Annotated in this window: 16 protein-coding genes; 8 read left to right on the plus strand and 8 right to left on the minus strand. The window is 52.4% G+C overall.

Going from position 1 to position 15,108, the window contains the following annotated elements; genetic code table 11:
• Positions 1–26: 26 nt before the first annotated feature.
• From tyrS to anmK, 4 genes are all read right to left on the minus strand, one after another.
• On the minus strand, positions 27–1,301 hold the full coding sequence (gene tyrS / locus WB237_RS06830) for a tyrosine--tRNA ligase (protein ID WP_114979463.1): 1,275 nt from the start codon (positions 1,299–1,301) through the stop codon (positions 27–29).
• 125 nt (positions 1,302–1,426) lie between these two features.
• Entirely contained in the window at positions 1,427–2,083 is a 657-nt protein-coding gene (gene pdxH, locus WB237_RS06835; protein ID WP_114979496.1) for a pyridoxamine 5'-phosphate oxidase, read from the minus strand.
• Positions 2,084–2,140: 57 nt separating this feature from the next.
• Entirely contained in the window at positions 2,141–2,464 is a 324-nt protein-coding gene (gene mliC, locus WB237_RS06840) for a C-type lysozyme inhibitor (protein ID WP_028017302.1), read from the minus strand.
• Between the two features lie 94 nt (positions 2,465–2,558).
• Complete coding sequence (gene anmK, locus WB237_RS06845) at positions 2,559–3,683, minus strand: anhydro-N-acetylmuramic acid kinase (RefSeq protein ID WP_028017301.1); 1,125 nt, start codon at positions 3,681–3,683, stop codon at positions 2,559–2,561.
• Between the two features lie 255 nt (positions 3,684–3,938).
• Between anmK and slyB the strand changes: the two genes are divergently transcribed.
• Positions 3,939–4,406, plus strand: coding sequence for an outer membrane lipoprotein SlyB (gene slyB / locus WB237_RS06850; RefSeq protein ID WP_114979461.1), 468 nt, complete (start codon positions 3,939–3,941; stop codon positions 4,404–4,406).
• A gap of 197 nt (positions 4,407–4,603) precedes the next feature.
• Positions 4,604–5,965, plus strand: coding sequence for a GGDEF domain-containing protein (locus WB237_RS06855; RefSeq protein ID WP_336211795.1), 1,362 nt, complete (start codon positions 4,604–4,606; stop codon positions 5,963–5,965).
• Positions 5,966–5,999: 34 nt separating this feature from the next.
• Here the strand turns inward: WB237_RS06855 and slyA are convergent, their stop codons facing one another.
• Complete coding sequence (gene slyA, locus WB237_RS06860; RefSeq protein ID WP_336211797.1) at positions 6,000–6,440, minus strand: transcriptional regulator SlyA; 441 nt, start codon at positions 6,438–6,440, stop codon at positions 6,000–6,002.
• A 186-nt stretch (positions 6,441–6,626) separates the two neighbouring features.
• Between slyA and WB237_RS06865 the strand changes: the two genes are divergently transcribed.
• The 3 genes from WB237_RS06865 to WB237_RS06875 are packed head-to-tail and all read left to right on the plus strand — an operon-like array spanning position 6,627 to position 9,759.
• On the plus strand, positions 6,627–6,863 hold the full coding sequence (locus WB237_RS06865; protein WP_336211799.1) for a DUF1656 domain-containing protein: 237 nt from the start codon (positions 6,627–6,629) through the stop codon (positions 6,861–6,863).
• 2 nt (positions 6,864–6,865) lie between these two features.
• Positions 6,866–7,726, plus strand: a complete 861-nt coding sequence (locus WB237_RS06870; protein ID WP_336211801.1) for an HlyD family secretion protein — start codon at positions 6,866–6,868, stop codon at positions 7,724–7,726.
• On the plus strand, positions 7,726–9,759 hold the full coding sequence (locus WB237_RS06875) for an FUSC family protein (protein ID WP_336211803.1): 2,034 nt from the start codon (positions 7,726–7,728) through the stop codon (positions 9,757–9,759). The genes WB237_RS06870 and WB237_RS06875 overlap by 1 nt, the downstream gene beginning before the upstream one ends.
• Here the strand turns inward: WB237_RS06875 and sodC are convergent.
• The 3 genes from sodC to WB237_RS06890 all read right to left on the minus strand — a co-directional run bounded on the left by sodC (position 9,738) and on the right by WB237_RS06890 (position 11,569).
• Positions 9,738–10,256, minus strand: coding sequence for a superoxide dismutase [Cu-Zn] SodC (gene sodC / locus WB237_RS06880; RefSeq protein WP_336211805.1), 519 nt, complete (start codon positions 10,254–10,256; stop codon positions 9,738–9,740). The genes WB237_RS06875 and sodC overlap by 22 nt on opposite strands.
• Positions 10,257–10,336: 80 nt before the next feature.
• On the minus strand, positions 10,337–11,233 hold the full coding sequence (locus WB237_RS06885; RefSeq protein WP_129995995.1) for an aldo/keto reductase: 897 nt from the start codon (positions 11,231–11,233) through the stop codon (positions 10,337–10,339).
• Between the two features lie 48 nt (positions 11,234–11,281).
• The gene (locus tag WB237_RS06890) at positions 11,282–11,569 is read right to left on the minus strand and encodes a DUF1289 domain-containing protein (RefSeq protein ID WP_165383625.1); all 288 of its coding nucleotides are present in this window, start codon (positions 11,567–11,569) and stop codon (positions 11,282–11,284) included.
• Between the two features lie 101 nt (positions 11,570–11,670).
• Here WB237_RS06890 and eptA point away from each other — a divergent pair, with 101 nt between their 5' ends.
• From eptA to WB237_RS06905, 3 genes are read left to right on the plus strand one after another with little or no spacing between them, the layout of a single operon-like run.
• On the plus strand, positions 11,671–13,296 hold the full coding sequence (gene eptA, locus WB237_RS06895; protein WP_336211808.1) for a phosphoethanolamine transferase EptA: 1,626 nt from the start codon (positions 11,671–11,673) through the stop codon (positions 13,294–13,296).
• 41 nt (positions 13,297–13,337) lie between these two features.
• Positions 13,338–13,937 (plus strand): TetR/AcrR family transcriptional regulator, encoded by a 600-nt coding sequence (locus tag WB237_RS06900; RefSeq protein ID WP_336211810.1) that lies wholly within the window; start codon positions 13,338–13,340, stop codon positions 13,935–13,937.
• Between the two features lie 53 nt (positions 13,938–13,990).
• Entirely contained in the window at positions 13,991–15,088 is a 1,098-nt protein-coding gene (locus tag WB237_RS06905; protein ID WP_028017290.1) for an alkene reductase, read from the plus strand.
• The last annotated feature ends 20 nt before the right edge of the window (positions 15,089–15,108 follow it).

The raw sequence follows: 15,108 nt of genomic DNA on the forward strand, positions 1-15,108 counted from the left end.
TTTCCCACGCCCCTGGCTACTTTTAATTATTTCCAGCAGACCAGACAGTAATTTTTCTTGCCGCGACGCAGCAGCGTGTAGCGACCATACAGACGATCGCTGTCAGTGAAGGTGTATTCCGGGTCGGACTGCTTCTCGCCATTGATGGTGATCGCGTTGGACGCGATAGTTTTACGCGCCTGACCACGGGAAGGCTGCAGCTCAGAGTCCACCAGCGCCTGCATCAGGTCAGCCCCTTTCTCCATCTCAACCATTGGCACGCCGTCCTGCGCCAGCTGTTCGAAGTCCGCTTCGCTCAGATCGCTCAGGGTACCGTTGAACAGGCTTGCAGTAATGCGTTTTGCCGCGGCCAGACCTTCTTCACCGTGAACCAGTTTGGTCACTTCATCTGCCAGCACGTACTGCGCGCGTGGCGCTTTACCGCTGTTCTTGTCTTCTTCTTCCAGCGCATTGATTTCTTCAATGTCCATAAAGGTGAAGAACTTCAGGAAGCGGTAAACATCGGCATCCGCCGTGTTGATCCAGAACTGGTAGAATTTGTACGGGCTGGTTTTCTTCGGATCAAGCCATACCGCGCCACCTTCGGTTTTACCGAATTTGGTCCCGTCGGCTTTCGTGATCAGCGGAACGGTCAGACCAAAGACCTGGTTCTGGTGCAGACGACGGGTCAGGTCAATACCGGAGGTGATGTTACCCCACTGGTCAGAACCGCCAATCTGCAGGGAAACGCCGTGCAGTTTGTTCAGGCAGGCAAAGTCATACCCCTGCAGCAGGTTGTACGAGAACTCGGTAAAGGAGATACCCTGATCGTCACGGTTCAGACGCTGCTTCACGGCTTCTTTGTTAATCATCTGGTTAACAGAGAAGTGCTTGCCGATGTCACGCAGGAAGGTCAGCACGTTCATGCTACCAAACCAGTCGTAGTTGTTCGCGGCAATAGCGGAGTTATCACCACAGTTGAAGTCGAGGAACGGCGCAACCTGTTTGCGGATCTTATCCACCCACTCCTGCACGGTATCTTCGGTATTCAGTTTACGCTCAGCGGCTTTAAAGCTTGGGTCACCAATCAGACCGGTCGCGCCGCCCACCAGGGCAACAGGCTTATGCCCCGCCATCTGGAAGCGTTTCAGGCATAACAATGGAACAAGATGCCCCAAATGCAAGCTGTCAGCGGTGGGATCGAAGCCGCAATAGAGCGCGATCGGGCCTTGCGCCAGTCGCTCTGCTAACGCTTCCTCGTCCGTCACCTGGGCCACAAGGCCCCGCTCTTGCAATTGTTTAATCAAGTTACTGCTTGCCATCAAATTCTCCATGTATAAACGACTGCACCTTTGCCGGTACACGACTTTTCGCCTGATGCGAAAGGACCATAGAATAAAGCGCAAGCGCGGTGTGCGCTAGCGCTTAAATCAACAAATTTCGGGGATTACGGTGCCAGTCTGTCGATTTTCCAGCCGCCATTGTCGCGCTGGTATAAAAAGCGATCGTGCAGGCGATGTTCGCCCCCCTGCCAGAACTCCATCTGCTCAATCGGGATGCGGAAACCGCCCCAGAAACTCGGCAGAGGGATTTCACCCTGCTGGAACTTCTGTTTCAGCTCAAGAAATTTGCTTTCCAGCACGCCGCGAGCTGAAATTCGGCTCGACTGTTTTGAGACCCAGGCGCCAATCTGGCTGTCGCGCGGACGGCTGTGGAAATACTTCACCACTTCCAGCGTCGAGAGTCGTTCCGCTTTGCCTGTCACCATGACCTGACGCTCCAGCATATGCCACGGGAACAACAGGCTGATACGCGGATTGTTTTCCAGATGGTGTGCTTTGCGACTGCCCAGGTTGGTGTAGAACACCAAACCTTTCTCGTCATAATGCTTGAGTAATACGATACGCTGATACGGCTGACCGCTTTCATCGACCGTCGCGACAACCATCGCCGTCGGATCGGCCAGTTTCGCTTCGCAAGCCTGTTTCAGCCAGCGTTCAAAAAGCTCGAGGGGTTCAGCGGGAAGGTCCTGGCGACGCAGGCCACCTTTGGTGTATTCACGGCGCAGATGCGCGATTTGCTGCAGTTCGTCGTTATCTGACATGGCGTTAGCTGACATTGAGATTGGGTGGCGCTATTGTGCGCCGCCCCTGTAAAAATCTCAACGCTTCGGATTTTCGAGCTGACAATTGTTCAACACGATACGATCACGTTTGTAGACCGTGGCGCTGTCCCCTTTCGACCAGAAGACATAGATACCATCGGTATAACGTGCACCGGAGGCCGAGATGCCTTGCTTCAGGGTCAACAATTTATTGTCGTACACAAAACTGGCTTCCTGGCGCGGGTTATTCAGCTTAACGGTCAGCGGCTTTTCATCGCAACGATACTCCAGCGTATCAGTCTGCATACGCTCAACGAGTTGGTTATAGACGCTGCATCCTGACAGCAACAAAGGCGCGACAATAAGAAGAAGTTTTTTCATGGGCGTATTCCGACGACTTTCCTGGTCCTGGAGGGCGTGACTGCCCTCCTGTTTTTATTCCATTCTAACGACAATACGCGACGCTGAATTTCAGTTAACTCTGATTCTGACGAGGGTTGGCCGGGAAAATGGCCCCAAGGACGCTCGCCTCACGCGCACCGGTTACCGACGGTAAATTGCCCGGTAGCCCGGCAATCGTGCGCCAGGCAAGCCAGGCAAAGGCCAGCGCTTCCATATCATCCCCACTGATGCCAGCCTCATCTGTCGTCGTGACTTCTGTCCCCGGCAGTAGCCCGGCAAGACGCGCCATCACCAGCGGATTTCGGCTTCCACCACCACACACCAGCAGACGTTCGCATCCGCCACTGAGAAGCACCTGTTCAGATATCGACACGGCCGTTAATTCGGCAAGTGTTGCCTGGACATCCTGCGGTGCGAGTGCCGGGAATTGCGCCAGCTGGCGCTCAAGCCAGCCATAGTTGAAATATTCGCGCCCCGTGCTTTTCGGTGCCGGAAGGGCAAAATAAGGGTCGCTTAGCATGGACTGCAACAGCGGAATAATCACTTTACCCGCGCTCGCCCACTCCGCGTTTTTATCATACGGTTGACCGCACTGACGCCAGATCCAGGCATCCATTAACATATTGCCCGGGCCGGTATCATAGCCACGAACGGGCTGTCCCGGGATGAGCATGGACAGATTGGCGATACCCCCAATATTAAGCACCATACGGCGTTCTGAAGGGTGCGCCAGTAAAGCCTGATGGAACGCTGGCACCAGCGGTGCGCCCTGGCCTCCAAGCGCAATATCGCGACGACGAAAATCACCCACCACCGTTACACCGGTCTTTGCCACAATCTGGTTGTTATCACCAATTTGCAAAGTGTGCGGTGCTTCGCCACCTGGCTCATGCCAGACCGTTTGTCCGTGACACCCAATGGCAACCACATCCTGTGGACGAAGATGTTCTTTGTGCATTAACGCCTGTACCGCATCCGCAAAGAGCGCCCCCAGGCGTACATCGAGCTGCCCTAGCTGGGAAAGGGTGAGTTGCTGCCCCTGACAGATGCTCAGAATATCCTCTTTCAGTGAAATGGGGATTGGCCAGGTCAGGCTCGCCTGCTGCGCCACCATGTTTTCGTCAATAGCGGCCAGAACGACATCTACCCCATCCAGACTGGTGCCTGACATCACACCAATGTAGCGACCCGATTTCATGCGCTTTCCTTACGTTGCGTGGGCTAAGAGTATCCACTCAACCATAAACAGCGCCGCTTTGCTATCCGGCGATAATATTTTTTAACAATGTCAGACGGGTAACACGTGCGAAGACTGTTTATGTCTCGTTAAGTCAAATTCAAGTACAATTTTCCTATTGTTAGTGCAAAGATATGAACTATGGCCCCTTATGCCATATAATTTAGCCATAACGGATGCCTTCAATTGGGCGTTTTTGGTGAACAGGAGATTCAAATGATTTTACGTGTACTGGGCGTTTCGCTGATTGGTTTAACCCTGGCTGGCTGTGTGAACGACAGTTCACTTTCTGGCGACGTTTACAGCGCTTCTGAAGCGAAACAGGTTCAGAATGTGACTTACGGTACCGTTGTTAATGCCCGTCCTGTACAAATCCAGGGTGGTGATGAAAACAACGTGATGGGCGCAATCGGCGGTGCTGTGCTGGGTGGTTTCCTGGGTAATACCGTCGGCGGTGGTACAGGCCGTTCACTGGCGACCGCCGCAGGCGCCGTTGCCGGTGGTGTAGCAGGCCAGGGTGTTCAGGGCGCGATGAACAAAAGCCAGGGTGTAGAGCTGGAAATTCGTAAAGATGACGGCAGCACCATTATGGTTGTTCAGAAACAAGGTAGCACCCATTTCTCAGCAGGCCAGCGCGTTGTTCTGGCGAGCAATGGAAGCCAGGTTACTGTGTCTCCTCGTTAATTCTTTTTTGGATGTGGTCATCAGGCCACATCCATTTACAAAAACATAGATATAATAAATACTTTCACACAAATACTCACTTAACTTATTATTAATTAGTCTTGATATTGTTCCTGCGCAAAGTATTTACCACACTCATCAGTTAAACTCATCGCAATTACTTTTTTGCTATTTATTATAGATTTGTTAAAACTTATATGCTTGCGATGAATCATTATGTGAAGAACCGTTATTTCTTGTTCTGCGTCGGTTGCGTGGTCGTCATTGCGCTATTACAGGGCTTATTTTTAGAGCTCGTCGAACGAGTTCCCACGTTTTCACCTCTCTTATTCCCTACACTCACCATATTTTTACTGGTATTCCATCTTTTTATTGCCTGTTTTATGACAATGAAATATTGGTGTGACCGAAAAAGGTTGTATCTGATTGCGATTGCCTTAGCCTTCGCTGGCTCGGCTATGCTGATGGTCGGTACGCTCTCCAGCTTCCCCGCATGGTTGGATCTCTATCAGTTCAACGTCGTCAATTATAATGATGCCATGATATTCTTTATGTTCCGTCATCTTTTAATGGCGGTACTGATAATCCTTTCAGCCCTACTTTATACCATCCGGGATTACCCCCTTTCACGTACGGTGCATATTTCCATTGTTACCAGCGCGTTTATCTTTACTGCTTCTATGGTGGCTCTGGCCTGGTTCTGTTCCAGCCATTCATCGTTGTTATTACTGGATCTTGTCGATAATGAAACCCGGCAATTTATGGTTCTCTGGAGCCAGGCCATTAATATTCTTCTTATTGTTCTCTGGATAGTAACGTTAGCAACACTAATGTTTATTACCCGGGTACGTAACCTTTTCTGGGTTGGCGGTAATTTCTTATGCGTCTGTTATATTGTGACGCTGATAATGCTACTGGCTGGCGGACACGCTGAAGATATCGCCTGGTATCGCGCCCGTTTATTTGAGACGGTTGCTACGCTGCTTATTATTTTTGTTCTTCTCTATGATGTTTTCAGGTTGTATCGTGACTCACACTTAAAGTACCAGCAATCCTATCAGAACTCGATCCGCGATCCACTCACCCGCCTTTATAACCGAAGTTATTTCTATGAATCATTAAATCAGGCCCTGAGTATCGCCAAAACCAACCGGCCTGTTTCTGTTATCGTCAGCGACCTCGATCGTTTTAAACGTATCAACGACAACTATGGGCATCTCCAGGGAGACAAAGTGTTGCAGTTTGTCGCTAATCTGATGATGGATTCCGTACGCCCACAAGATATTGCGGCCCGTATCGGTGGCGAAGAGTTTGTTCTGATGCTGGCTAATACCTCTTCAGAGGAAGCTTACAAGGTGGCTGAACGCATACGGTTAAATCTAAGCAGCTTTGATAAAGCCAGCAGCGAGGGGCAGTTACCGGAACCGATCACTATCAGCATGGGAGTATTTGCGGCAACCTCATCAGGAATTACTGCAGAAGAGTGCGTGGAAAGTGCCGATAAGGCAATGTATGAAGCAAAAGAGACCGGACGTAACCGCGTAGTTGTCTTTAAATGAAAAAGGCCTTGCTGTTGCAAGGCCCTTTGTAGTGTCAGTCGCGTGCCTGCAGCTCATGGATGTTTTGTTCCAGGCGTCCAATAAGACTGATGAGCATTTCAAGCTCCGCCGGAGAAACACCCGAGAGGATTTCACCCCGCGTTTTGGTAATCACGGCTTCCATTTCAGTGATGATGGGAGCCGCTTTCTCTGTGAGTTTAATCCGCTTTGCGCGACGATCGCTGGCGCAGGTTTGTCTGGAGATAAGTCCCTTCTCTTCCAGCTGGTCAAGTGTGCGCACCAGGGACGGTTGCTCAATGCCTATCGCTTTTGCCAGTTGAATTTGCGACTGTTCAGGTGGCAGCTGATGAATGTTATGCAGCGTAACCCAATGTGTCTGTGTCAATTCCAGAGGTTTCAGGCGATGGTCAATCAGAGCACGCCAGACGCGTACCAACCTTGCCAGATCAGAACCTAATGGCGATTCCAATTTCATCTCCTTATAATTAGCTTGCTAAGTTATTATACTGATTTTAGAATAGTGTGCAGCATTTATATTGCCAAAACAAATGCAATACTGCATTCATGGAACTTAAAAGTATGACTTACACTGAATTGTGATACCTCATCATACTAAGACAAGCCATTGTGACATTCTGTTCACTGCAAAGGATTTCTACCTGTGACGTTTTTTCATCACTCAAAGGGGTTGCCCCTTCAGGACTTGATCTTCGGTGCATCAGTCTACTTTCCGCCTCTGTTTAAAGCCGTACTGGTAGGTTTTATTCTCTGGCTCATCGCACATCGTCTGCTTCGCGACTGGATGTATTCCGGCGAAATCTGGCATCCCATGTTGATGGATCTCTCCCTGTTTGCCCTCTCCGTGTGTCTGGGCCTTGCTGTCCTGGTGGTGTGGTGAATATGCCTCTGAAAACATTGAAGTACTTTTCAACGTTGTTTGTCCTTGCCCTCGCGCTGGTTGCAGGCTGGTGGCTGTGGAATTTTTATATGCAGTCCCCCTGGACGCGTGATGGCAAAATTCGCGCTGAACAGGTCAGCATTACTCCCCAGGTTTCAGGGAGTATCACGGCGCTTCTCGTTAAAGATAACCAGTACGTTAAAAAGGGAGACGTTTTATTCCGAATCGACGATACGCCGTATCACATTGCGATTCTGAATGCCCAGGCTCAACTGGCGAAAGCGCAGTCTGACTTAGCAAAAGCCAACAATGAGGCAAACCGCCGCCGACACTTATCGCAAAACTACATCTCTGCGGAAGATCTAGATACCGCGAATATCAACGTTAAGGCCATGCAGGCAAGCGTCAATGTGGCTGAGGCTACGCTGAAACAAGCCCAGTGGGAGCTGACCCAAACCGTTATTACGTCGCCTGTCGATGGCTGGGTGACCAATCTTTCAGCGCGTGTGGGTAACTATGCCACAACCGGACAGCCTGTGTTTGCGCTGGTCGACAGCCACTCCTTCTATGTCGTGGGCTATTTTGAAGAGACCAAACTTCGCCATATCCGCGAGGGTTCTCCAGCAGCCATTACCCTTTATAGCGGCTCGCAAAAGTTACAGGGTCACGTATCCAGTATTGGTCGGGCAATATACGACCAAAGCGTTGAAACGGATTCCGGTCTGGTACCGGACATTAAGCCGAACGTTCCCTGGGTGCGTCTGGCTCAACGCGTTCCGGTTCGCGTAGAGTTTGACCGTTTACCGCAGGGCATCACCCTGGTATCCGGCACGACCTGTACCGTCTCCATCGGAACCCGTTAATGAAACTGCAGGCGCTCTCCTGGCGTAACACGCCGTGGATGAAAGCGACGCGTCCCCAGTGGCGTTACGCGCTGCGTAATGGCATCGCGATGTGTCTTGCGCTGACCATCGCCTATTACCTGGATCTTGATGAACCCTACTGGGCGATGACCTCTGCGGCGGTGGTGAGTTTCCCCACGGTCGGAGGCGTTATCAGTAAAAGCCTTGGTCGTATTGCAGGCAGCCTGCTGGGTGCCACTGCAGCGTTAATTATCGCGGGTCATACGCTGAATGATCCATGGCTCTTCTTGCTGAGCATGGCGGCATGGCTTGGATGTTGTACCTGGGCCTGCGCTCATTTTACCAACAACGTCGCCTATGCTTTCCAGCTGGCGGGCTATACCGCCGCCATCATTGCCTTTCCGGTGGTTAACGTACTCGATACCACCGAACTGTGGGATATCGCGCAGGCGCGCGTCTGTGAAGTGATTGTCGGTATTCTCAGCGGCGGATTTATGATGATGATTCTGCCCAGTACGTCCGACGGCACCGCGCTCCTCACCGCGCTGAAAACCATGCATGCCCGATTGCTGGAGCACGCAAGCCTGCTGTGGCAACCCGATACCAACGATGAGATCCGTCTCGCCCATGAAAAGGTTATCGGGCAGATCCTGACCATGAATCTGTTACGCATTCAGGCCTTCTGGAGTCATTACCGCTTTCGCCGTCAGAATACCCTGCTTAACTATCTGCTACACCAGCAGCTGCGCATGACCAGTGCTATCTCCAGCCTGCGCCGGATGCTACTCAACTGGCCGACGCCACCTGAAAACACCCGCGCGGTGATTGACGTACTGCTCGCAACCCTTGCACGCCCCGATGCGGACATCTACACCGTCGCGAAGATCATTGCGCCGCTCGCACCGGTCGATGAGTACGATTATCGTCATCGTGCCTTCTGGCAGCGTCTTAATTATTTCTGTCGGCTGTATCTGCGCAGCAGCCGCTGGATTAGCGCCGTCGAGAATGCCACCCCGGTGACTGAATTCAACGTCCCGGGTAGTCCAGCGCTCGCACGCCATACAGACTATCTCGAAGCACTGTGGAGCGGCTTTCGCACCTTCTGCGCACTGATGCTGGTGGGGGCGTGGAGCATCGCCACACAATGGGACTCCGGTACAGCTGCCCTGACGCTCGCTGCCATCAGCTGCGTGCTTTACTCCGTCGCAGCCTCACCGTTTAACTCTCTTACGCTGCTGATGCGCACGCTCGTGTTGCTGTCGCTGTTCAGTTTTGTGGTGAAGTTCGGCCTGATGGTGCAGATAAGTGACCTGTGGCAGTTCCTGCTGTTTCTGTTTCCGCTGTTAACCACCATGCAGCTTCTGAAGCTGCAAATGCCCAAACTGGCTGGGCTATGGGGACAGTTGATTGTTTTTATGGGGTCGTTTATTTCCGTGACGAATCCACCGGTTTACGATTACGCCAGTTTTCTCAATGACAACCTGGCGAAGATGCTCGGTGTCGGGCTGGCCTGGCTGGCCTTCGCGGTGTTACGCCCCGGTTCAGATGCGCGCAAGAGTCGTCGGCACATCCGGGAGTTACGCCGGGGGTTTGTCGACCAACTCAGTCGTAAACCGCATCTGAGTGAAAATGAGTATGAATCGCTGGTTTATCACCATGTCAGCCAGTTGAATAACAGCCAGGACGCACTTTCCCGTCGCTGGCTGTTGCGCTGGGGCGTAGTACTGTTGAACTGTTCGCACGTCGTCTGGCAACTTCGCGTGTGGGAAACACGCTCCGATCCCCTCTCACAGGTTCGGGATGTTTGCCTCTCCCTGCTACGCGATGTCATGAGTGAACGCGGTGTTCAGCAGCGCCCCCTGGAAGCCACACTGACTGAGCTACAGCGGATCTGCGATACCCTCGCGCGGCACCACTTGCCTGCCGCACGTGATTTGGCCTCGATCATCTGGCGTCTGCACTGCTCGCTGTCACAGCTGGAGCAAGCGCCTCCTCCGGGAACCATTGGGGATCAAATTACGCCGCAGGCATAACGCACCCCGCCACCGCCAAGCGGTTTAGGCTGATCGGACATATTGTCACCGCCAACATGGATCATCAGTGCTTTGCCTTTAATCTCAGCCAGCTTTTTCAGCCGCGGCGCAACGACGGGTTCCGTGGCTTTCCCGTCGTTATTCACCACCAGAACAGGGAGATCGCCGAGATGCCCCATCCCGTTCGGACCTTCATGTTTACCGGAGTGTTGGGGATCAAAGTGGCCGCCCGCTGATTCCGCCGCCGAGGCTTTCCCCTCTTTCAGCGCAGGCTGACAGCTACCGTTGGCATGAACATGGAAACCATGTTCACCAGGTGGGAGTGCTTTGAGGTTGGGTGCGAACTCCAGTCCCTTGTCGGTTTCGGTTATTTTCACCGTTCCGATGGACTGCCCCACACCCTGAGAGGTGACAAGATTCATTTCCACTTCATCACTGGCCGCCTGCGCGCCTGTGCAGACAACCAGCGTTACGAGAGCCAGAACAATACGCTTCATAAGACCTCCACGGGTTATTTTTTGCCCCTTAAGCTTATACCAGGGGCAAAGATTTCACCGGAAAGTCACTTTTTTCTGGTTTACGGTACGTCGTAGCCGAGTGCGGCTTTACGGATGCGGAACCACTGCTGACGAGTCATCTGCAGCTCTTCTGCCGCAATCGCAGAGCGTACGCGTTCAATTTTACCGGAACCAATAATTGGCAGTGGTTTTGACGGCAGGCGCAGGATCCACGCGTACACCACTTGTTCGATGCTTTCAGCATTGAGCTCGCGGGCGATGGTTTCCAGTTCATTGCGCAGCGGCTGGAATTCATCGTCGTTAAACAAGCGCCCCCCTCCCAGGCACGACCACGCCATCGGGCGAATACGCAGCTGTTGTAGCTGGTCAAGTGTCCCATCCAGCAGCAGCGGCTGATGAACCGGGGAGATCTCGACCTGGTTAGTGGCCAGGGTAAATGGCAGGCGCGACTGAAGCAGCGCAAACTGTGCCGGGGTAAAGTTTGAGACGCCAAAATGACGGACTTTCCCGCTCTGATGCAGATTCAGGAATGCTTCAGCCACTTCATCGGCATCCATGAGCGGATCGGGACGGTGGATTAACAGCAGGTCGATATGATCCGTCGCCAGATTAACCAGCGACTGCTCAGCACTTTTGATGATATGCGCACTGTCGGTGATGTAATGACCGAGAGCGTGCTCAGGTTTTGCCGTGGTGGCAATACCACACTTCGTGACGATCTCCATGCGATCGCGCAGGGCCGGAACCAGCTTGAGCGCCTCGCCGAATGCGGCTTCACACTGGTAGCCACCATAAATATCGGCATGATCGACCGTGGTGATCCCTAAATCGAGATGCTCTTCAATAAAGCTCGCCAACTGGAGGGGGGACATATTCCAGTCCATCAGGCGCCAGTAGCCCATTACAAAACGGGAGAATTCTGGCCCCTGGGGGGAAAGGGTAATTCGCTGAACCATAACATTTTCCTCAAGGATGTAATGTCATGAGTATACGCAATTACCCGTTTAAAACAGTGAAGGTTGCTGGGGTTCTTCTGCCTCACCCGCTTTGTTTGCGCGTATTTTGCGCAAAAGTCGCTGTCGGCAAAGTCGAAGCACCTCCTGTTTTTGCGTGTCGCTAAAGTTTTGCCAGTGAAAACGCTCATCACGGGTACGCATACACCCGCGGCAATATCCGCGTTCATCCACCTGACAAATACCCCGGCACGGGCTCTGGATGGGGAAAAACTCCAGCTGCTCTGCCACACTCACCTCCACATTACCGCTATCACTTACAGTGAAGACGTTAAACATCCCGCGTGCAAGGGCTTTACCACAGATTTGTGGCATTAAGGTTTCACTAATCTTCCCTCTCTATACTCGCCCCATCATTAAAATGACAGGTTTTTCATTCGATGCGGTTAATTAAAAAGTTACAGTGTAACGATATTAAATTTACTCTGGGCTGTGCACTCTTCTTTACTCTGGTGAACGGGCTATTTATACAACGCAGTTGGGCAATTATCGCCCCAGTCCATCTTCACGACATCCTCTTTGCCGCAACCGTACCGCTGGTGCTTTTTTGCGGTTGGGTGATTGTGTTTAGCCTGCTCAATATTCCCTTTATTCGCAAGCCGCTGCTGATTGTGCTGACGCTCGGCTGCGCCGCTGCAACCTACTTTATGTACACCTACGGTGCGGTTATCGATCAGAACATGATCGTGAACGTGTTCGAAACGAACTCCCAGGAAGCCACCGCCCTGGTAACACCGCAGATGATTTTATGGCTTGTGGTTGCCGGCCTCATTCCATCCGTAGTGCTGGTGCTGACCCGCATTCGTACCGGAAAATGGTGGCATGCCCTGTTGATGCGTGTTGTCGCGATGCTCGGAGCCCTGATGGTGATTATCCTCATCGCCGCCGTATTTTATAAAGATTACGCGTCGCTGTTTCGCAATAACAAAAGCATTGTCAAAATGGTTACCCCCGCGAACTACGTCAGTGCCGTGGTGAAGTACAGCAAAATGCGCTGGTTTGCAGGCGATCAAACGCTGGTGCGGATTGGCGAAGATGCTCACAAGGGGACATTGATTTCAGGTCAGCAAAAGAAAACTGTTCTGGTGCTTGTCGTCGGCGAAGCGTCACGCGCGGCGAACTACTCCCTGAACGGCTACGAACGCGAAACGAACCCGGAACTGAAAAAGCAGGATGTGATTAATTTCCCGCAAGCCTCCTCATGTGGTACTGAAACCGCGGTATCCGTTCCCTGCATGTTCTCCGGCATGACGCGCAGCAAATACGATGCTGACCTGGCTCACCACCAGGAAGGGCTGCTTGACGTGCTCAACCATGCGGGGGTGAATTTGCTGTGGCGCGACAACGATGGCGGCTGTAAAGGCGCCTGCGATCGCATTCCGCATACCGACATGACGCAGTGGAAACTGGATCAATTCTGCAAAGACAAATCCTGTATCGACGACGTGAATTTCTATGGTCTGGACAACGTGCTGGATGGCCTGAAGCAAGATACTGTTCTGGTTATCCACCTGATGGGCAGCCACGGTCCCGCGTACTATCGCCGATATCCGGATAATTTCCGTAAATTCACCCCAACCTGCGACACCAACGAAATCCAGGATTGCGATCATCAGGCGCTGATAAACACCTATGACAACACCATCCTGTATACCGACAGCGTAGTCAGCAAAACAATTGATACGTTGAAGGCGCGACAGGCAAGCATGAACACTGCGCTGATTTACCTCTCAGATCACGGTGAGTCGCTGGGTGAAAGCGGTATCTATCTGCACGGTACACCGTACATGCTGGCACCGGAACAGCAAACGCACATTCCGTTTATGTTCTGGTTATCTCCGGACTATGCGAAAAACTTTGGCATCAACGAACAGTGTTTACGTGATCATGCTGCAAAAAATGCGGTTTCTCAGGACAATTTGTTCTCGACTGTACTGGGTATGATGGATGTGAAATCAAAGGATTATCAGCAGCAATTGGATATACTGAACGCGTGTCGTCAATAAACTCACTTGCATTAGACCGAACGGTCTACTAGAGTGCGGCCATGAGCAGAAATACTGAACACGATACCCGCGAACATTTACTGGCGACCGGCGAGCAACTTTGCATGCATCGCGGGTTCACCGGTATGGGTCTGAGCGAGCTATTAAAAACCGCCGAGGTACCGAAAGGGTCGTTTTACCACTACTTCCGGTCCAAAGAGGCATTTGGCGTCGCAATGCTGGAGCGTCATTATGCTGGTTATCACCAGCGTCTGGTGTCTCACTTTGCATCGGGTAAAGGTAACTACCGCGATCGTGTTTTGAACTACTATCAGGAAACGCTGAACCAGTTCTGCCAGCAGGGCATTATCAGCGGATGTCTGACGGTAAAACTTTCTGCTGAAGTGTGCGATCTCTCTGAAGACATGCGCACGGCAATGGATAAAGGTGCCAGCGGTGTTATCGCCCTGCTGGCTCAGGCACTGGAGAAAGGCCGCGATGAAAAAACGCTGGCCTTTCCCGGTGAACCTTTAACTCAGGCGCAGGTTTTATATGCCCTCTGGTTGGGCGCTAATCTGCAGGCCAAGATTTCGCGCAGTGCCGTGCCGCTGGAAAGCGCACTGGCACATGTGAAAAACAGCATTACTACGCCTGGCGTTTAACAGGCGTTTTTATTTACTTTATTACTAGTCGACTGGTCTACTCAGGAGTCTTTATGTCAGCTGAAAAATTATTTACCCCATTGAAAGTGGGTGCTGTCACTGCCCCAAATCGTGTATTCATGGCTCCGCTGACTCGTCTGCGCAGCATTGAGCCAGGTGATATCCCAACCCCACTGATGGGTGAATATTATCGTCAGCGCGCCAGCTCTGGCCTGATCATCACTGAAGCCACGCAGATTTCTGCACAGGCTAAGGGTTACGCAGGTGCACCAGGTCTGCACAGCCCGGAGCAGATCGCCGCATGGAAGAAAATCACCGCGGGCGTTCACGCTGAAGAGGGTCGTATTGCGGTCCAGCTTTGGCACACCGGTCGTATCTCTCACAACAGCATTCAGCCTGGCGGTCAGGCACCGGTTTCCGCTTCCGCCCTGAGCGCGAATACTCGTACCTCTCTGCGCGATGAAAATGGTCACGCAATCCGCGTTGATACCTCTATGCCACGCGCACTTGAGCTGGACGAGATCCCGGGTATCGTTAACGACTTCCGCCAGGCCGTAGCCAATGCGCGGGAAGCCGGGTTTGACCTGATTGAACTGCACTCCGCGCATGGCTACCTGCTGCATCAGTTCCTGTCACCGTCGTCTAACCATCGCACCGATCAGTATGGCGGCAGCGTCGAAAACCGTGCCCGTCTGGTACTGGAAGTGGTTGACGCCGTATGCCAGGAGTGGAGCCCTGAGCGTATCGGTATCCGCGTCTCCCCGATTGGCTCTTTCCAGAACGTCGACAACGGTCCGAACGAAGAAGCGGACGCGCTCTATCTGATTGAAGAGCTGGCGAAACGTGGTATTGCCTATCTGCACATGTCCGAGCCAGACTGGGCCGGTGGTCAGCCTTACACTGAGGCTTTCCGTCAGAAAGTACGCGAGCGTTTCCACGGCGTGATCATCGGTGCGGGAGCCTATACTCCTGAGAAAGCCGAAGACCTGATCAATAAAGGTCTGATCGACGCCGTCGCATTTGGCCGAGACTACATCGCCAACCCGGATCTGGTTGCCCGCCTGCAGCAGAAAGCGGCACTGAACCCACAGCGTCCGGAAAGCTTCTACGGCGGTGGTGCAGAAGGTTACACCGACTACCCTTCTCTGTAATCCCTCCAATGAGCATTGAT

Source organism: Enterobacter sp. P82 (genome assembly GCF_037053385.1).
GTDB lineage: Bacteria > Pseudomonadota > Gammaproteobacteria > Enterobacterales > Enterobacteriaceae > Enterobacter.